18 protein-coding genes are annotated in these 17654 nt (G+C 59.2%); 6 read left to right on the top strand and 12 right to left on the bottom strand.

The annotated features are described in order from the left end of the window. The 7 genes from R0J87_RS01715 to R0J87_RS01685 all read right to left on the bottom strand — a co-directional run bounded on the left by R0J87_RS01715 (nt 1) and on the right by R0J87_RS01685 (nt 6456). Nucleotides 1–1734: a SulP family inorganic anion transporter gene (locus R0J87_RS01715; protein WP_498883939.1), complete on the bottom strand. Its 1734-nt coding sequence runs from the start codon at nt 1732–1734 to the stop codon at nt 1–3. Between the two features lie 2 nt (nt 1735–1736). Next, nucleotides 1737–2975, bottom strand: a complete 1239-nt coding sequence (locus tag R0J87_RS01710) for an NAD(P)/FAD-dependent oxidoreductase (protein ID WP_498883937.1) — start codon at nt 2973–2975, stop codon at nt 1737–1739. 107 nt (nt 2976–3082) lie between these two features. Further along, nucleotides 3083–3505, bottom strand: a complete 423-nt coding sequence (locus R0J87_RS01705) for a protein tyrosine phosphatase family protein (RefSeq protein ID WP_498883934.1) — start codon at nt 3503–3505, stop codon at nt 3083–3085. A 29-nt stretch (nt 3506–3534) separates the two neighbouring features. After that, nucleotides 3535–4443 (bottom strand): MBL fold metallo-hydrolase, encoded by a 909-nt coding sequence (locus tag R0J87_RS01700; protein ID WP_498883932.1) that lies wholly within the window; start codon nt 4441–4443, stop codon nt 3535–3537. Between the two features lie 167 nt (nt 4444–4610). After that, nucleotides 4611–4829 (bottom strand): DUF1653 domain-containing protein, encoded by a 219-nt coding sequence (locus R0J87_RS01695; RefSeq protein ID WP_089675157.1) that lies wholly within the window; start codon nt 4827–4829, stop codon nt 4611–4613. Continuing rightward, on the bottom strand, nt 4826–5674 hold the full coding sequence (gene tcdA, locus R0J87_RS01690) for a tRNA cyclic N6-threonylcarbamoyladenosine(37) synthase TcdA (protein WP_498883930.1): 849 nt from the start codon (nt 5672–5674) through the stop codon (nt 4826–4828). The genes R0J87_RS01695 and tcdA overlap by 4 nt, the downstream gene beginning before the upstream one ends. Before the next feature lie 8 nt (nt 5675–5682). Continuing rightward, a complete protein-coding gene (locus R0J87_RS01685; RefSeq protein ID WP_498883928.1) occupies nt 5683–6456 on the bottom strand; it encodes a pseudouridine synthase in 774 nt (257 codons plus the stop codon). Nucleotides 6457–6663: 207 nt separating this feature from the next. On the opposite strand from R0J87_RS01685, the gene R0J87_RS01680 reads away from it, so the two are divergent. The 6 genes from R0J87_RS01680 to R0J87_RS01655 all read left to right on the top strand — a co-directional run bounded on the left by R0J87_RS01680 (nt 6664) and on the right by R0J87_RS01655 (nt 13704). Then, nucleotides 6664–8199, top strand: a complete 1536-nt coding sequence (locus R0J87_RS01680) for an ABC transporter substrate-binding protein (RefSeq protein ID WP_498883926.1) — start codon at nt 6664–6666, stop codon at nt 8197–8199. Beyond that, the gene (locus tag R0J87_RS01675; protein WP_498883924.1) at nt 8196–9155 is read left to right on the top strand and encodes an ABC transporter permease; all 960 of its coding nucleotides are present in this window, start codon (nt 8196–8198) and stop codon (nt 9153–9155) included. Before R0J87_RS01680 ends, R0J87_RS01675 begins: the two co-directional genes overlap by 4 nt. After that, nucleotides 9152–10006: an ABC transporter permease gene (locus R0J87_RS01670; RefSeq protein WP_498883922.1), complete on the top strand. Its 855-nt coding sequence runs from the start codon at nt 9152–9154 to the stop codon at nt 10004–10006. The genes R0J87_RS01675 and R0J87_RS01670 overlap by 4 nt, the downstream gene beginning before the upstream one ends. Continuing rightward, nucleotides 10003–11418 (top strand): ABC transporter ATP-binding protein, encoded by a 1416-nt coding sequence (locus R0J87_RS01665; RefSeq protein WP_498883920.1) that lies wholly within the window; start codon nt 10003–10005, stop codon nt 11416–11418. Before R0J87_RS01670 ends, R0J87_RS01665 begins: the two co-directional genes overlap by 4 nt. Before the next feature lie 70 nt (nt 11419–11488). Continuing rightward, complete coding sequence (gene sodC / locus R0J87_RS01660; RefSeq protein WP_498883918.1) at nt 11489–12022, top strand: superoxide dismutase [Cu-Zn] SodC; 534 nt, start codon at nt 11489–11491, stop codon at nt 12020–12022. Nucleotides 12023–12234: 212 nt separating this feature from the next. Next, a complete protein-coding gene (locus R0J87_RS01655) occupies nt 12235–13704 on the top strand; it encodes a carbon starvation CstA family protein (RefSeq protein ID WP_498883916.1) in 1470 nt (489 codons plus the stop codon). A gap of 117 nt (nt 13705–13821) precedes the next feature. On the opposite strand, the gene bfr is transcribed toward R0J87_RS01655, so the two are convergent. The 5 genes from bfr to lptF all read right to left on the bottom strand — a co-directional run bounded on the left by bfr (nt 13822) and on the right by lptF (nt 17582). Further along, on the bottom strand, nt 13822–14307 hold the full coding sequence (gene bfr, locus R0J87_RS01650; protein WP_498883914.1) for a bacterioferritin: 486 nt from the start codon (nt 14305–14307) through the stop codon (nt 13822–13824). A 248-nt stretch (nt 14308–14555) separates the two neighbouring features. Beyond that, a complete protein-coding gene (locus tag R0J87_RS01645) occupies nt 14556–14762 on the bottom strand; it encodes a (2Fe-2S)-binding protein (RefSeq protein ID WP_188637597.1) in 207 nt (68 codons plus the stop codon). Nucleotides 14763–14920: 158 nt separating this feature from the next. After that, nucleotides 14921–15397, bottom strand: a complete 477-nt coding sequence (locus R0J87_RS01640; protein WP_404344748.1) for an RDD family protein — start codon at nt 15395–15397, stop codon at nt 14921–14923. Nucleotides 15398–15432: 35 nt separating this feature from the next. After that, entirely contained in the window at nt 15433–16503 is a 1071-nt protein-coding gene (lptG, locus tag R0J87_RS01635) for an LPS export ABC transporter permease LptG (RefSeq protein ID WP_498883911.1), read from the bottom strand. Next, nucleotides 16503–17582, bottom strand: coding sequence for an LPS export ABC transporter permease LptF (gene lptF, locus R0J87_RS01630; RefSeq protein ID WP_498883909.1), 1080 nt, complete (start codon nt 17580–17582; stop codon nt 16503–16505). The genes lptG and lptF overlap by 1 nt, the downstream gene beginning before the upstream one ends. Nucleotides 17583–17654 lie beyond the last annotated feature (72 nt).

Genomic DNA, 17654 nt, shown 5'->3' with positions numbered 1-17654 from the left:
TCACACCGACACCACCTCAGCACTGGCCGGATGCGCCAACGCTTGCCAAGCATCATAGGTGGTAAAGAACACTTGGCCGGTGAGTTCGTGATAAAACGCCGTGTGCGTTAGGCGATCCATCACCGGCCCTTTCACCTCGGCCAAGTGGAGCATGGCACCAGCGTCTTTCAGCCGACCGTTGATCGCCTCCAGGCTCTCCAGGGCCGACGCATCGATGACATTCACTGCCTGACAGGTGAGCACAATGTGCTTGATCGACGGCGAGCGGGCGGCCAGCGTCATGACGGTATCTTCAAGATAGCGGGCGTTGGCAAAATAGAGGCTTTCATCAATGCGCAGCATGGCGACATGCTCGTCGGTTTCTACCTGATGGCGCTTCACATTACGGAAATGCTCGGTGCCCGGCACCCGCCCTACCACCGCACTGTGGGGCTGGCTGGTGCGGTAAAGGTGTAGCCCCAGCGAGAGCACCACCCCGCTGATAATGCCCACTTCCACGCTGTGCAGAAGGGTCAGCAGCAAAGTAGCGACCATCGCCACCCCGTCACTGCGGGAGTATTGCCAGGTTCGCTTTACCGCAGGCAAATCAATCAACGTCCCCACGGCCACGATAATCGTGGCGGCCAGCGTGGCGGTGGGTAAAAAGGCCAGTAAGTCAGTGAGTAGCAGCGTCGCCAACACAATCCCAAACGCGGTAAAAGCCCCCGCCAGCGGCGTTGCTGCCCCGGCTTCAAAATTAACCACCGAGCGCGAAAAACCGCCCGACACCGGCGAGCCACCGCTCACGCCAGCGCCAAGGTTGGCCATGCCGAGCGCAATTAGCTCTTGGTTGGGGTCGATACGCTGACGGCGCTTGGCAGCCAGGGTCTGCGCCACGGACACCGACTCTACAAACCCTACCAAACTAATCAGCAGCGCCGCCGGCAGCAGGCCGAGCCACAACGATTGATCCAGACTCGGCAGCGTAATGGCAGGCAGGCCACTGGGCACAAAGCCCACCACATCGACCCCGCGCTGCTCTAGTTGGAAGCCCCAGGCCAACAGCGTGGTCACTACCACGGCCGAAATAGGCGCGGCTTTGACGATTAACCCTGCCCAGCTGGCAGGTATTCCCAGCTTGGTCAGCCAACCATTCAGGCGCTTGCGACACACCCATAGATACGCCCAAACGCCAAGGCCAATCAGCAGCGTTATGACGTTCACCTGCTGCCACTGGCCCAATAGCGCACGCAGCAGTTCCACCACGTTATGGCCGGATGCTTCGACCCCCAAAATGTGCTTCAACTGGCTGATCGCGATCAAAATCCCCGAGGCGGTCACAAACCCGGAGATCACCGGATGGCTGAGAAAGTTGACTAAAAAGCCCAGCCGAAGCACGCCCATGGCGATAAGGATCAGCCCAGAGAGCGCGGCCAGCACCAGCGCCGCACCGATATACTCCGGGCTGCCCGGCGCGGCAAAACTGCTCAGCGCCGAGGCCGTCATCAGTGCTGCCACCGCCACCGGCCCTACCGCCAAACTCGCACTGGTGCCAAAGATGGCGTATAGCACCAGCGGCAGCATGCTGGCATAGAGCCCCATTTCCGGCGGCAACCCTGCCAGCATGGCGTAGGCCAGCGCTTGCGGCACCAGCATCAGCGTGACGATCACCGCGGCAAGTACATCTCGCGTTAGCAAGCCCCGATGATAGGTTTTCAGCCAGCCGATTAGCGGCACCCAGCGCTCTAGTTGCATGATTAGCTCAGCCACTCCTTGCCGCGCAGCATTAGTCGCCAGTACACCCACGGCAACGCTTGCGCTTTTAACTTCCAGGCCACACTGGTGGGCCGGGTGCCGTCATTCACCCACTTGGGAAAGGTGGGCTGCAGCTGGCCGTTATAGCCAAATTCAGCCAGCACGATTTTGCCTCGCTCGACAGTGAGCGGGCAGGAGCCATAACCGAAGTAATCTGCGCTAAGTGGCTTATCATTCAGCGACGCCACCACGTTATTCGCCACGACCGGTGCCTGCTTGCGCACGGCGGCGGCGGTTTTGGCATTGGCGGTTCCGCTGGCATCCCCCAGGCCAAAAATATGGGGGTAGCGAGCGTGCTGTAGCGTATTGGCGTCTAGATCAAGCCAGCCACCGGCATTGCCGAGTCCAGAAGCGGCGATAAATGCTGGGGCCTTTTGCGGCGGCACCACATGAAGCATGTCGAACGGCCGCTCGACGGTTTGGCTGCCGCTTTCGCCTGCCACGTCAAACAGCGCCACTTTGGCTACGCCATCCACGGCGGTTAAGCGGTGCTTATACGCTGTTTCGATACCGTAGCGCTCAATGTAGGACTGCAGGGCAGGCACGTACTCTTTGACACCAAACAGCACCTCGCCTGCGTTACAGAAGGCGGGCTTAATCTGGCCTAAGCGCCCTTGCTTGCGCCAATAGTCACAGGCTAGGTACATGGCCTTTTGAGGGGCGCCTGCGCACTTGATAGGCATCGGCGGCTGAGTAAACAGCGCGTTTCCTTGCTTGAGCGACTGTACTAACGACCAGGTATACGGCGCGAGATCATAGCGGTAGTTAGAGGTCACACCATTAGCGCCCAGTGCCTCTTCCAAGCCGCTGATGGCCGTCCAATCAATGACCAGCCCTGGGGCCACAATCAAGCGGCGATAACGTAGCGCTTCGCCATTGGCAAGCTCAACACATTCAGCGTCAGGGTCGATGCGCTCCGCTTTGGTCTGGTGCCAAGCGACATCGTCGGGCATGACCTCAGCCATCGGCTTGCGGGTGAACTCTGGCGTAAAGATACCGCCGCCAACCATGGTCCAGCCGGGCTGGTAAAAGTGGTGATCGGCGGGCTCAACGACCGCGATACGTAAATCAGGCTGCCGCTTTAAAAGGCTGGACGCGACGGAAATACCGCCTGCCCCACCGCCAATAATGACGACATCAAAAATGACTGAATCGTTAGCTGCCGCATGTTGCGCACTCATAAGGCCCCCGCTGTTGTTGTTTTGTGGCGCATCACAGCGCCACTAATCACAGCTTAAACCACAATTAAATTATATGAATAGAATATAAAAGAATATAAGGGCGCTGCTTATGTGCTTTCCAATGCATGCCGATGCTCTTCGAGATCCACCCCTGCCGCGTGAGCCGCCGCAAACAGTTCCGCCAAATCGCACTGCTCGTGCTGACGCTTGGCGTAGGCCCACAGGTGCGTGGCCCGCTTACCTGAGCGGCAAAACGCCAAAAGAGGGCGCGGCAGTTGTTGGAGCGCTTCAGCAAAGGCGCGGACGTCAGCTTCGCCGTACTCGCCTGGCTTCACGGGGATATGCACCCAGGCAAGCCCAAGCTGCTCGGCCTTTTCGCGGTAGCGCGCCTCGTCGGGAAAGTCCTCGCTCTCACCCTCGATGCGGTTACACACCACCGCGTGAAAACCACGGGCTTTTACCTCCTCCAACTCATCCACCGTCAGCGCTGAGGTGATCTCAACGCCTGACTCTAATGGCTTCGTTTGCATGACAACACCTCATATTGGTTTGGATAACATCAATCCCAGGCCGCACCTTCCAGGGCATCCAGGGGGATTTTTAGATAGCGCTTGCCGTTGGCTTCTGGTTCCGGCAAACGGCCACCGCGAGTATTCACCTGCAGCGCGTGCAAAATCAGCTTGGGCATGGGCAGCTCGCCATCCCGCTGGTGGCGGAGGGCGATGTACTCCTCCTCGCTTTTGCCAACCAAGTGCGGGTTGTTGGCTCGCTGCTCATCGACGCTGCTCTGCCACGTTGGCTCACGGCCGTCGGGCATATAGTCGTGGCCGGTGAACAGCCGCGTATCGCCCGGCAGCGTGAGAATCTGCTGAATGGAGTCCCATAGAGACTTGGCATCCCCACCCGGAAAATCGGCGCGCGCCGTCCCAAAATCAGGCTGAAACAGAGTGTCATGCACAAAGGCGGCATCACCGATGACGTAGGTAATGGAGGCCAGCGTATGACCTGGCGAGTGCAGCACGCGAGCGCTGAGTTCACCAATGGCAAACGTATCACCCTCGACAAACAGCGTGTCCCACTGGCGGCCATCGGTCGGCATCTCCGGCCAGTGATAAATCTCCTTCCACAGGGCCTGCACTTGCGTGACGTACTGGCCAATCGCCGTCGGTGCGCCGGTCTTCTCTTTTAGGTACTGGGCTGCTGAAAAGTGATCCGCGTGGGGGTGCGTATCCAGAATCCACGCCACCGTTAGCCCCTCTTCTTCTACATATGTCAGCAACGCATCAGCGCAGAAAGTCGCCGTTGCGCCGGATTTCTCGTCGAAATCCAGCACCGGGTCAATAATCGCGCACTGCTGGGTAGTAGGGTCGCTGACGATGTATTGAACGCTAAAGGTGCGCGGATCAAAAAAGCCCGCCACGTCGGGTGACCCCGCACCGGTGCTTTGAGATAGGGCGAAGGTCTTCATGCTTATCTCCTAGATACGTGAGTATGACTGCTTGACGCCTACGCGCCAATTATTGTTATAAAGATAGCTAATTATGGAATATAAGCAATCACAACTACAAAAATGCCGCCTCCCTGACAACAGGGGGCGGCAATTAATAAGTGCACTAGTGGCGCAATCGATACGGGCTAAAACGCCTTCTCCAACGCAAAGCGCGGCTGGGTGCTCCCCTCTTTCGTCACGCTCTCCGTAAACATTGCTAGCGGGCGCACCCAGAGGCCGTAGTCGCCGTAGAGCGCGCGGTAGACCACTAGCGGCTCTTCGCTTTCGCTGTGCTGGGCGGTGCCCACCACTTCGTAAAGGCTGCCTTTGTAGTGGCGGTAAATGCCGGGAACGGGAGTAGTCATTCGTTTTCCTCATGAATGGCTTGAGTGGCGGCGGGCTGATTCGCTTTCTTGGCGAGGCGCTCCAGCACTTTGGAGGCGGCCACGAAGCCAAAAGTGCCGGTGAGAAACGTCGCCGCGCCAAAGCCGGAAGCGCAGTCGAGCCTTGTAGCCTCGTGGCTGCCGGGCTTTTGCAGGCACACTTCGCCGTCGGCACTGGGGTAGACCAGCTGCTCGTCGGAGTAGACGCACTCCACCGAGAAACGCCGTTTAGGGTTGCGGGAGAAGCCGTAATCCCGGCGCAGCCGCGAGCGCACTTTGGAGAGCAGCGGGTCGTGCTCGGTGCGGGTCAAGTCCGCCACTTGAATACGCGTGGGGTCGGTCTGCCCGCCCGCCGCGCCGGTGACGGTAATCGGGATTTTGCGTCGCTTGCACCAAGCGATTAGCGCCGCTTTGGCAATCACGCTATCAATGGCATCCACCACATGGTCGGCATCCTCAGGAATGCGCTCGGCCAGGTTGGTGGGCGTGACGAAGGCGGTATCCGCGATGATCTCGATCTCAGGAGCAATCAGGCGGCAGCGCTCGGCCAGCACGTCTACTTTAGGCTGGCCAATCGTGCCATCCAGCGCGTGGAGCTGGCGGTTAACGTTGGAGACACACACGTCGTCCAGATCGATCAGCGTGAGTTTGCCGATGCCCGAGCGGGCGAGCGCCTCGACCGTCCAACTGCCCACGCCGCCAACCCCGACCACCACCACATGGGCACGGCGAAATGCCTGCGCCGCACGCTGGCCATAAAGGCGCCGAATACCGCCAAAGCGGAAGTCATAATCGCTAGAGGAAGTCGTGGATTCATTCAATGACATGGGCTGGCTCACAGTGCTTGCAGGGCAGAAGGCGTGGCAATGGGCGGCGTTCGCACGCTATCTAGCGGTAAATGCCCCTGCCAGCCAAACTGCTCGAACAGATTTTTCATCATCTCATCCACGGCGCAGCTGAGCTGAATGCGTTTATCCAGCAGCGGGTGATCAAACGCTAAATAGGTCGCGGCGAGCAGCAGCCGCGGGGCGGCCAGCTGCTCGGCAAAAAAGCGGTTGTGGACACTTTTGCCGTGCTTGGCGTCGCCAATGATCGGGTAGCCACGGCGGGATAAGTGGCGGCGAATTTGGTGCCGTCGCCCGGTCAGCGGCCGTGCTTCCACCAGCGAGTAGCGCGCAACGGGGTAGCGGTCTACCTGTACTGGCAGCTCTACGCTATCCAAGCGGCGAATATCGGTCATCGCGGGCATGGCGGGCATTTCCGCCTTGGGGCGCGTGCCGTCCTCCTCCCGTAACGGGTAATCCAACCGCTCCTGCTCCGGTGCCTTGCCCCGCACCACCGCTAGGTAGCGCTTCTCTACCTGGCGTTCGCTAAACCTTTCGCTAAGCAGGGCGGCCGCCTCGGAGGAGAGGCCAAACACCATCACGCCGGAGGTAGGCCGATCCAGCCGGTGCACCGGGTAGACCCGCTTGCCGAGCTGGTCGCGCAGGCGCTGAAGCAGGAACTCGGTTTCCCCACGCGCCAGCGCTGAGCGGTGCACTAACAGGCCTGACGGCTTATGCACCGCTACAAGATGCTCATCCTGATAAAGGATGTTAAGTGGCTGCATGGAACTCCTTGATACATAGGCAGAGCATTTGGACATGAAACAGAAACATGAAACAGGGACATAAAACAGAGATGTGGAATCGCGGGCTATTGTCGCGACTTGGCGCGCTAATGTCATCCACTGGGTAAATGAGAATGACATTCACAAACCTACCCAAGACAATCGTTATGTTATAAGATAACTTTTTAAATCCATCAGGAGTTCCTTATGAAGCGCGCCTTCGCTGCGGGGGTTACCCTACTGCTTGCCTTGCCGACCGCCTCTACGCTTTGGGCGGCTGACCAACGGCTGGATATCGTCGCCCCTTGGGAAATCAAGAGCGCCGGCCCGGCCACCTCCGGCTACGTATTTGGCCGTATGCGCGTAGCGGAAACCTTGGTGGATACCGATGCCGAAGGCCAGCTTGCCCCGGGGCTTGCCACTGAGTGGCAGGTTTCTGATGACGGTTTGGTGTGGCGCTTTACCCTTCGCGAAGGCGCGACGTTCCATGACGGCAGCGCGGTTACGGCTAGCGCCGTGCTGACAAGCCTGGAAGCCGCGCTGGCCAAGCCCGGCATTCTCGACAGCGCCCCCATTCGCCACATGAGCGCGGATGGACGTGACGTGGTGATCGCGCTTGATAGCCCCTTCTCGCCGCTGCCTGCGCTGCTGGCCCACTCGACGGCGCTGATTTTAGCGGAAGCCGCGTTCGATGCGCAGGGCGATGTCGTCGCGATGATCGGCAGCGGCCCTTACCAAGTCGAGGAGCTAAGCCCGCCCCAACGCCTGACCGTGACGCGGTTCGATGACTACTGGGGCGGCGCGCCCGCCATTGCCAGCGCCAGCTATCTCGCCGTGAGCCGTGGTGAAACCCGCGCATTAATGGCGGAGAGCGGCGATGCAGATATCGTGTTTACCCTCGACCCCGCCAGCCAAGCGCGGCTCTCCCGCAATGCCCGCCTAACGCTGCATAGCGAACCGCTGCCGCGCACGATCATGCTGAAGCTCAACGCTGGACACGCGTTACTGGACAATGCCCGCGCCCGCCAAGCGCTGAGCATGGCGATTGACCGGCAAGGCATTGCCGCCGGCCTGCTTCGCACGCCAGAGGCTGCCGCGGCTGAACTCTTTCCAGCAAGCCTAGGGCCGTGGCACCTGAGCCTGGAGACCACTGCTGCCCAAGATGTAGAGGGCGCCAAAGCGCTGCTAGCGGAACTCGGTTGGCAGACGGGCAGCAACGGTATGCTGGAGCGCAATGGCGAGCCTTTCGCGCTGACCCTGCGCACCTACGCCGACCGTCCCGAGCTTCCGCTAGTGGCCACCGCCCTGCAAAGCCAGTGGCAGGAGATTGGCGTGGCGTTGGAAGTCGCTGTGACCAACGCCAGCGAGATTCCCTCTGGCCACCACGACGACAGCCTGGAAGTGGGTCTATCGGGCCGCAACTATGGCTTAGTGCCGAACCCGCTGGGCTCGTTGCTAGACGATATTGGCAGCGACCCAGACGCCATGGGCGGCGACTGGGGCACCATGAACTGGCGCGATGAAGATGTTGCTCAGTGGCTCGATACCCTTCGCCAAGCCACCGATGAGCAGACGCTTACGGATCTCGCGCCGCTCGTGGCCGAACGCCTGCATCAAGAAATGCCGCTCATTCCCATCGCTTGGTATCAGCAAACGGCGGCGGTAAACCAGCAGTTGGAGGGCTTCTCTATCGACCCGCTAGAGCGCAGCTACCGCATTGACCAACTGGAGTGGGCAGAGTGATCTCACGCGCAAACCAAGGGCTTAGCCACCTGCTGCTGTCGCGGCTTTTTCAGGCGGGGTTAGTGGCGTGGCTGGTTGGCACGCTGACCTTCGTTCTCACCCGCACCCTACCGGGGGATATGGCCTACCGCATTGCGGCCGGCCGCTATGGTCACGATATGGTCGACGGTGCAGCGGCGCAAGCCGTGCGTGCAGAGCTGGCGCTCGACCAGCCGGGGCTGAGCGCATATGCAGGCTGGCTGTGGGACTTGCTGCAGCTGGATTTAGGCCACTCGTTGGTGAGCGGTCGCCCGGTGATCCAGGAGCTTTCCCACCAGCTAGGCCACTCGCTCAGCCTAGCCGTGATCGCGGTGCTGCTCTCGCTGCTGATTGGCCCACCGCTGGGCCTGGCCGCAGGGCGCAAACCCGGTGGCGTGCTGGATCGCGTGAGTGAAGTAGCCGCTAGCGTGCTGCGCGCCCTGCCCGCTTTTGCCGTGGGACTGTTACTGATCATGCTGTTTGCGGTCACGCTGGGCTGGCTACCTGCCGCAGGCCATGGCGGCACCGCGCACACCGTGCTGCCTGCGCTGACGCTGGCGCTAGGTTTAGCCGCCGTCTCCAGCCGCGTGGCGCGTAACGCCATGGCAGAAGTGTCCCACTCCGCCTACTACGCCTTTTCTCACACCAAAGGCCTCAGCGCACGGCAAAGCTTTTGGCGCCATGGCCTGCGCAACGCCTCGGTGCCCGTGGTGGCGTACCTGGGCGTGCAGTTCGTTTACCTGATTGAAGGCGTGGTGGTAGTGGAAACCCTGTTTGCCTGGCCGGGCATCGGCCACGCCCTGGTTCACGCCATCGTGGCCCGGGATGTGCCGATGATTCAGGGCACCGCGCTGGTGATGGGGCTGCTGTTCGTGCTGCTCAATACAGCGGTGGATATGACCTGCTACCTACTCGACCCACGGAGACGCCGCGCATGATGCCTGCTTCCTCATCACGTTCCCCGGCGTCGCGTGCGCCGTCACGCCCTTCGCGCCGTTACTGGCCATCCCTCACGGTTCGTCAGGGGTGGGGCGCGGGCTTACTCCTGCTGCTACTGGCCTTTGCCTGGCTCGTGCCCTGGTTGAGTGATGCCGACCCTGCCCGTCAGCAGCTCACGCGCATATTGCAGACACCTTCGCTGGCCGAGCCTTTCGGCACCGACCACCTGGGCCGCAGCATGCTGGCACGCTTGGCGTCAGCCATTCAGCTTTCGCTGGGCATGGCGCTACTGAGCGTCGCCACCGCTGCCATTCCTGGCGTTTTGCTGGGTGTCATGGCCGGCTGGCGAGGCGGCTGGTGTGACCGCGTGCTGGGTAGCATCGCGGATGCCTGTCTCGCCCTGCCTGGCCTGCTGTTAGTGCTTCTGCTGGTGGCCATTGCACCCGGCAATTTCTGGGCGCTATACGTGGGCATTTCGCTGGTGCTGTGGATCGAGTATTTCCGCGTGGTGCGTGCCCGCACCCAGGCGCTGGTGAGTTCGCCACAAATCGAAGCGAGCCGCCTGCTCGGCTTTGGCCCGGTGATGCTGTTTCGCCGCCATCTGTGGCCGGAGCTGGCCCCCCAGGTGTTTACCCTGGCAGCCTTTGGCGCCGCCAGCGCCATTCTTGCGATGGCGGCGCTTGGGTTTGTGAGTGTTGGGCTGCGCCCACCCTCCGCCGAGCTTGGCCTGATGATGATCGAACTGCTGCCCTACTACCACGAAGCCCCCTGGGCGATGGCACAGCCGATTGTCGTTCTGTTCGTGGTGGTGCTGAGCTTAAACCTACTGGCTGGGAAGGACCCGCGATGACATCGATGACCTTAACCACCACGCTGCTGCAGGCGAGTGATTTAGCGATCAGTGGGGACGGCGTCACCATTGCCCCGATCAGCTTTACCTTGGAAGCCGGTCAGCGCCTAACGCTATTGGGCGAAACCGGCTCCGGCAAGAGCCTAATTGCTCAAGCCATTATGGGCACCCTGCCTGCTGGGCTTAGCGCCCAAGGTGCGCTGGAAATCGCCGGAAAGCGCTTTGCGGCAGCAGAACCCGCTACCCGCCACGCCCTATGGGGGCGAACCCTGGCGCTACTGCCTCAAGAGCCCTGGCATGCGCTCGACCCCACCATGCGCGCGCATGCGCAAGTCGCGGAAACACACCGTTTTGTGGCGGGAAAAACGTCGCAAGCCGCCCGCCAAGCCGCCAGTGACGAGCTACACCGCTTGGGCTTAGCCCAGGCGCTGAACAAGCTGCCGGGTGAGCTTTCCGGCGGCATGGCCCAGCGGGTGGCGTTTGCCGCCGCCAGTGCGGCGGGCGCGCCCATCGTGATTGCCGATGAGCCTACCAAGGGCCTGGATGCCCCGCGTCGGGATGAAGTGGTCGAACTGCTTGCCCACACGCCCAACCGAGGCGGCGCACTGCTGACGATTACCCACGATATCGAGGTCGCCAGGCGGTTAGGGGGCGAAGTCATCATCCTGCGTCAGGGCCAGGCCGTTGAACGTGGCCCGGCGGACGTGCTGCTCAACCATCCAAAAACGGCGTATGCCCAGCGCTTATTAGGGGCGGAGCCCAGCCGCTGGCCAGACCCGCCCTCTTTCACGGGCAGCGCCCAGGCACCCGTCATCAGTGCGGATGCGCTGCGCATAGAGCGTGGTGGGCGCGAGCTGTTTCGCGATCTTTCCGTCAGCGTGCGCCCCGGCGAAATCGTCGGTGTTGTCGGCCCCTCCGGCTGTGGCAAAAGCACGCTGGGCGATATTCTACTCGGCGTGACACGCCCCAATGCTGGCCGCGTTGATATCTCCCACGAGATGCCGAGGCTTGGCCGCCAAAAGCTCTACCAAGACCCACCCGCCGCTTTTTCACCCCACTGGAGCCTGACCCAACTGCTGGAGGATTTGCAGCGCCGCCACCGCTTCGAGCAGCGCGCGATTGCCCCCTTGATGCAGCGTTTGGGTCTCAACGAGCATCTGTTGAGCCGCCGACCGGGTGAGATCTCCGGTGGAGAGCTGCAGCGTTTTGCCATTCTGCGCGTACTGCTGCTCAAACCGCGCTTTCTATTTGCCGATGAACCCACCTCACGGCTCGACCCCGTCACTCAGCAGCAGACACTCAGCCTGCTGGTGGAACTGGCCCGCGAGCAGGCCTGTGCGGTGATGCTCGTCAGCCACGACCCAGTATTGATTGAGAAAGTGTGCGACCAGACGCTCACGTTGGCGGGTTAAGCGGTGGGCAGCTACCCTGTAATAGCGCCCCTTTTTAGGGCTTCCATGGATAAGGAAAGGAGCAACCAAGATGCGCTATTCACTACCCCTTACCGGTATTGCCGCAAGCATGCTGTTGGCCACGGCGGTTCACGCTAACGAGTCGCTGGATGTCGAGATGCATAAGGTCAGCGCCGACGGTGTGGAGGAGTCCATCGGCACGGTGGCCGTTGAGCATACCGAGCATGGTGTTCTACTGACCCCTTCACTGACGGATTTAGAGCCGGGGGTTTATGGCTTTCATGTCCATCAAAATAGCAGCTGCGAACCCGCCGAAAACGACAGCGGCGAAATGACTGCCGCGCTGTCGGCCGGGGGCCACTACGACCCAGAAGAGGCTGGCACTCACCAAGGCCCCTACGGTGAAGGCCACTTGGGTGACCTGCCCGTGCTCACCGTCAATGAGGACGGCGAAGCCAACCTGCCGGTGCTGGCCCCGCGCCTCAGCATGGAAGACATGCCGGGCCGCAGCCTAATGATTCACGCTGGGGGCGATACTTACGCGGATGAGCCACACCTGGGTGGCGGCGGTGCTCGTATGGCCTGCGGCGTTGTCTCTTCTTAATGCTCTATTGATGCCGTTTTTGACACCATTACAAACCGGGCAGCCTCAGGGCTGCCCATTTTTTTGCTGACGGATCAGCGACTAACGTCGCGGGCCACTAAAGTCGTAAAGCACTTATCGGTACGTCTCTGTACATTCACCCCGGCTAAATAAGCGCGGCTTGCTGTATGGCTGTCCGCTTGACACCCTCCCTGACCAGTTGAGTGCTTTACATGATTACGTTCATTCTCTCGATAGTGCTATTAGTCGTGGGTTACTTTACCTACGGCAAGTTTGTCGAGCGCGTATTTGTCGCGGACCGCAAGCGTCAAACACCGGCGTTCAGTATGCGCGACGACATCGACTACGTGCCGATGAATACCACGCGCAACTCGCTTATTCAGCTGCTTAACATTGCCGGCGTGGGACCGATTTTTGGCCCTATCCTGGGTGCGTTATATGGCCCGGTGGCGTTTGTATGGATCGTGATTGGCTGTATTTTTGCAGGCGCGGTGCACGACTACTTAACCGGCATGATCTCCATCCGTAACCACGGCGCCCACCTACCCCAGTTAGCGGGTAAATGCCTGGGCAAAACAATGAAGCACGTGGTGAATGGCTTTGCGATTTTGCTGCTGCTGTTAGTCGGTACCGTGTTTGTCACTTCACCGGCAGCACTGCTGGCCAACATGACATCGCTGTCGCTCACGCTGATCATCCTGGCGATTTTTGCCTATTACCTGATCGCCACGCTGCTGCCGATCGATAAAGTCATTGGGCGTATTTACCCCTACTTTGGTGCGCTGCTGCTGTTTAGCGCCGCTGGCATTGGTATCGGTTTAATCGTCACAGGCGCGCCTATTCCCGAGCTGTCGTTCCAGAACATGCACCCGGATAACGCCCCGATCTTCCCGCTGCTGTTCTTAACCATCTCCTGCGGCGCGCTTTCTGGCTTCCATGCTACCCAAACGCCGATTATTTCGCGTACCACGGAAAACGAAACCAACGGACGCAAAATTTTCTACGGCATGATGATTGCCGAAGGCGTGATTGCCATGATTTGGGCAGCCGCCGCTATGAGCCTGTTCCACGGTGATCAGTCGCTTTCCGATGTGCTGGCAGCGGGTGGCCCGGCCGCCGTGGTGAGCGAAGTGTCCACCACCATGCTGGGCGCTGTGGGCGGCACGTTGGCCATACTGGGGGTAATCGTACTGCCCATCACCTCAGGTGATACCGCTTTCCGCAGCGCACGGATGATTATTGCCGACTACCTAAAAATAGAGCAGAAGCCCATCGTTAAGCGCATTTTGATTGCACTGCCGCTGTTTGTGGCGTCCTACGCGCTCACGCACATGGATTTCACGCTGCTATGGCGCTACTTCTCCTGGGCCAACCAAACCACCGCCGTGATTGCGCTCTGGACCGGCACGATGTATCTAGTGCTATCGCGTAAGCCTTACCTGATCACCTCGATTCCTGCGGTGTTTATGACCATGGCGACCTTCACCTACCTCGCCTACGCGCCGATTGGCTTTAACCTGCCGCTGCAAACCAGCTACATCGTCGCAGCACTCGGCACCCTGATCTGTATTGCGCTATTTATGAAGCGCGTACGCCGCCTCAGCCGCGCCACCTTTAGCGTAGACGAGCCGGTGCCTGGTGCGCTGGATCAAGACGCCGCGCTGGCCACTAACAGCCGGTAAATATCAGGCCACCATCTTGCCTTGAAACGCAAAACGGGCAGCCTCTAGAGGCTGCCCGTTTTTGGTTTGCTGACGTTGGGTGCGAACTGTGTCGACCGTTGCCTAGCAGACGCTGGCTTACCCTTCGTCAGTAGCCAACGCCATATGCGTTTGCAGGTAGTTCTGGATACCCACTTGCTCGATCAGTTTGAGCTGCGTTTCGATATGATCAATGTGGCCTTCTTCATCCGCCAGCAGGTCACGCAGCAGATCGCGCGTCACGTAATCCCTGACGCTCTCACAGTAGGTGATGGCTTCGATGTAGTCGTTGCGGCCGTCGTGCTCAATCTTAAGATCGCACTCCAGCATCTCTTTAACGTTTTCGCCGATGTGCAGCTTGCCGAGATCTTGCAGGTTCGGAATACCTTCCAGGAACAGAATACGCTCGATCAGCTTATCAGCGTGCTGCATTTCCTCGATGGACTCGTCGTACTCCCACTTAGCGAGGGTTTTCAGACCCCAATCTTTGTACATTTTGGAGTGTAGAAAATACTGGTTAATCGCTACCAGCTCGTTACCCAGCGCAATATTCAGATGCTGAAGTACCTTCGGATCGCCTTTCATGCCGTCACCTTTTTTGCGTACAGTTTCTGCGTACAGTAGTTGCGTGCCGTCTTAACCATACCCTGCACAGAACGTTTTTTCAGCAGTGTTCTGCAAAGTGCTGTTATGGAAAGCACCATCACGTTAATCAAGGAGTATAGGTCATAAAAAGACTAACTCCCAACGATGTTGAGAGTATCAGCCAGAGGGATTAAAACTCAAGTAAATCAATTATTTGCTAACGATAAGCCTAACAAGAGTGATTCGCGTCATACGGCGTAAGCGAGACTCATATCAGACTCTACACGAGCGGCCTGAACGGCCTCGCGGGTGAGCGATTTGGCAAAGCAGGCGCACTTACCACACTGGGTAGCGCAGCCGGTGGCTTCGCGAACTTCTCGCCAGCTGCGCGCTCCGTCGCTAACCTGCTGGCGAATCTGATGATCGGTTACTCCCTTGCACACACATACGTACATGGCGACACCTCATAAAATTCATGAGGTGAATGTAAATGATTCGCATACATCTTTTCAAGTAGAAAACGTTGTTCTTTAGTATCGATTCGCCTTAAGGCAAGTAAGGCAGGCAATAACCCGTTGGTTAGTGGGCTATTTCCGTAAAAATCGCTCAAACATTATTTTTTCGGAAGCACGACGGTCTCTGTCTTAGAAGCGATGTCGGGCCAGCTTCTACGCTGCCCATCAAATAGCACCCACCAGTAGCCGATGCCGAATGCCGCGAGAGAGAGCCACGCGGTCACGCAGCGAATCAGGCTCTGCTGTAGCGTAATCGCATGGCCATCCAGCGTTTGTACCCGCAGCCGCCACGCCTGCATACCCAGCGTCATACCCCCACGACGCCAGGAATACACGAAAAACAGCGTGACAAAAAACAGCAGCATGAGCCGCAGGCTCCAGATATCGAAGGCTGTAGTGCCAATCTCTTCCGCTGTTTGGCCAAACACAAAGCGGAACAACGCCAGGTGCACCACCGTCACGGCAATCCAGATCGCCGTGACCAAGAAACCGTCATACAGCATGGCCCCTAAACGGCGAGCCAGCCCTGCTGGCCAAACATCGTCTAACTGGGTAAAGCGTCGCGTGTTCGTCACTACGTCTTTCCTCTTTATTAACCGCTGCGCCGTTACTAGCCATTGCGACGCAGGAAGTAGATCCCTACTGCCGCACAGGCAAGGGTTGGCACTAAGACAGCCCAAACGGGTGAAAAACCAAAAATGGTAGACGCGGGCGCTAGCAAATCCTGAACGTACTTAAAGACCAAGCCGGTCACCACGCCATAAAACACCCGCGTGCCCGCCGCCACCGAGCGCAGCGGGCCAAACACAAACGAGGCGGCAATTAGCACCAGCGACCCCATGGTGAGCGGCATCAGTACTTTCTGCCAGAAGTAGAGCAGCGGCTGGTCTGCCTGCAGGTTCTGACTTTGCAGAAAGTTGGCATAGGCCCACAGCTCGCTAGGCGCTTGGCTTTCAATATCCCGCAGTAGCCGCTCTAGTTGAGTGGGTGTCAGCGCTGTCTCCCAAGCCGCACTGGGCTGGTAATCTGATTCGGTACGATCATCAAAAATGCGCGTAGTGGTCACGCCCTCCAGCAGCCAAGCGCCTTCCTCCCAGTGGGCACGATTGGCATGGGTCGCTTCGATTAAACGGCGCTCATCAAAGCGGTAGCGGGTTAAATCCAGCACGACGTTATCCGCCCGAATGGCACCGAAGCGATAGACGCTGTTGCCTTCAAACTGCCAGCCGCTGCGCGTGGTGAGCATGGCCCCCTCGCCTTGGCGCTGCTCTAAGCGCCAGGCTTCGGCGTACTGCTCGGTCCGTGGGCTAACGAACTCTGCCACCAGCAGCACGACCACAACAACCAGCAGCACGGGCTTCATCACGCCCCACACAATCCGCGCCAGCGAACGCCCGGCAGCACGCATCACCGTAAGTTCATTGCTAGACGCCATGCTGCCAAGGCCAATCAGCGCGCCAATCAGCACCGCCACCGGCGCATATTGATAAAAGCGCCAGGGCAACCTCATACCTAGATAGAGCAGCACGTCTAGTGCGCTATAGTCGCCCTGGGTGTCACCTAAATCACCGATGTAAGCAATGGTGATATCCAGCCCCAGCAGCACAAACTGCACTACCACAATCGCTGCCAGCACGTTGCGGGCGATATAGCGATCCATTTGATCCATAGCGATGAGCATTAGCGCATTCCTTTACGTTGTGAGTGCCATAGCAGCAGCAACCCAAGCCCTAAGAACAAGCCATGCACGGGCCACACGCCCAACGCCACCGCCAGCGAGCCACTGCCAATCGCATCCACCGCGGCTAGCAGCAGGCTTAAATAAGCGACGTAAAGAAATACCGCCGGAAGCAGTTTGGCAAAACGTCCTTGGCGCGGGTTCACCCGAGAGAGCGGCTGGGCCAGCAGCGCCAGAACAAACACCATTAAGGGTAGCCCTGCCCGCCACTGAAACTGCGCTTGAGCGCGTGGGTCGGGGTTTTGCCAAAGATCTTCGGTGGTCGCGTACTCCAGTGAATTCAGCTCCTGACGATCCCGGCTAAGCCCCAAACGCAGCGTATAGCGCTCAAACGTTAAGCGCTCAGCATCTTGCCGCCCGGGCGTCACGCCATAGCGTTCACCATCTTCCAGCACTAAAAAGCGGCTGCCGGTATCCACCCGCGTCTCTTGGTACCCAGACCCCGCCCGCGTGATATAGCTATGGGTCTTTTCCGCCCCAGCCATGGGCTGCTCATGCACAAGCACTTCCTGCATTTCAGTGCCGTCGCTGCTGAAATCGGTAATGTACGCTGTGCGACCACCGCCGAAATCCTGGAAACGCCCTGGCGCCAGCACCGATACATCAAGACGGCTGCGCTGCTCTTCTAAGGCGGCTTCTGTTTTCAACGCCCCGGCAGGGGTCAACCACAGGCTACACAGGCCCACCAGCACCGCCACCACGGAGGCTGGCAGCAGCGTCACGCGAAAGAGCCGTGTTGGGCTCATGCCGCAGGCCACCATCACGGTGATTTCACTGTTCATATAGAGCTGCCCATAGGCCAGCAGAATGCCGAGGAAAAACGACAGCGGCAGAATCAGCTCCATAAAACCGGGCAGATGAAAGACCATCAGGCTGCCTAGAATCGTGACCGGAAAGTCACCCTCGGCGGCATCTGAAAAGTAGCGGATAAAACGGCTGCCCATGATCACTAGCAGCAAAATGCCCGCCACAGCAGACATCGTCAGTAACACTTCGCGAGTTAAGTACCGAAATAAAATCAATGCACTCTCCGACTAGTGGTGCAGGTTGCCATGCAATGCGCCCATGGCTTGGGTACACTAATCAAACTGGTA

The sequence above is a fragment of the Halomonas sp. SIMBA_159 genome (assembly GCF_046536035.1).
In the GTDB taxonomy this organism is placed as follows: Bacteria; Pseudomonadota; Gammaproteobacteria; order Pseudomonadales; family Halomonadaceae; genus Vreelandella; species Vreelandella venusta_A.
This window is presented reverse-complemented; position numbering and strand designations above follow the sequence as displayed.

Coding starts and splice junctions, on each gene's coding strand:
- R0J87_RS01715 (WP_498883939.1), bottom strand. CDS start 1,734: ATGCAACTAGAGCGCTGGGTGCCGCTAATCGGCTGGCTGAAAACCTAT.
- R0J87_RS01710 (WP_498883937.1), bottom strand. CDS start 2,975: ATGAGTGCGCAACATGCGGCAGCTAACGATTCAGTCATTTTTGATGTC.
- R0J87_RS01705 (WP_498883934.1), bottom strand. CDS start 3,505: ATGCAAACGAAGCCATTAGAGTCAGGCGTTGAGATCACCTCAGCGCTG.
- R0J87_RS01700 (WP_498883932.1), bottom strand. CDS start 4,443: ATGAAGACCTTCGCCCTATCTCAAAGCACCGGTGCGGGGTCACCCGAC.
- R0J87_RS01695 (WP_089675157.1), bottom strand. CDS start 4,829: ATGACTACTCCCGTTCCCGGCATTTACCGCCACTACAAAGGCAGCCTT.
- tcdA (WP_498883930.1), bottom strand. CDS start 5,674: ATGTCATTGAATGAATCCACGACTTCCTCTAGCGATTATGACTTCCGC.
- R0J87_RS01685 (WP_498883928.1), bottom strand. CDS start 6,456: ATGCAGCCACTTAACATCCTTTATCAGGATGAGCATCTTGTAGCGGTG.
- R0J87_RS01680 (WP_498883926.1), top strand. CDS start 6,664: ATGAAGCGCGCCTTCGCTGCGGGGGTTACCCTACTGCTTGCCTTGCCG.
- R0J87_RS01670 (WP_498883922.1), top strand. CDS start 9,152: ATGATGCCTGCTTCCTCATCACGTTCCCCGGCGTCGCGTGCGCCGTCA.
- R0J87_RS01665 (WP_498883920.1), top strand. CDS start 10,003: ATGACATCGATGACCTTAACCACCACGCTGCTGCAGGCGAGTGATTTA.
- sodC (WP_498883918.1), top strand. CDS start 11,489: ATGCGCTATTCACTACCCCTTACCGGTATTGCCGCAAGCATGCTGTTG.
- R0J87_RS01655 (WP_498883916.1), top strand. CDS start 12,235: ATGATTACGTTCATTCTCTCGATAGTGCTATTAGTCGTGGGTTACTTT.
- bfr (WP_498883914.1), bottom strand. CDS start 14,307: ATGAAAGGCGATCCGAAGGTACTTCAGCATCTGAATATTGCGCTGGGT.
- R0J87_RS01645 (WP_188637597.1), bottom strand. CDS start 14,762: ATGTACGTATGTGTGTGCAAGGGAGTAACCGATCATCAGATTCGCCAG.
- lptG (WP_498883911.1), bottom strand. CDS start 16,503: ATGCTCATCGCTATGGATCAAATGGATCGCTATATCGCCCGCAACGTG.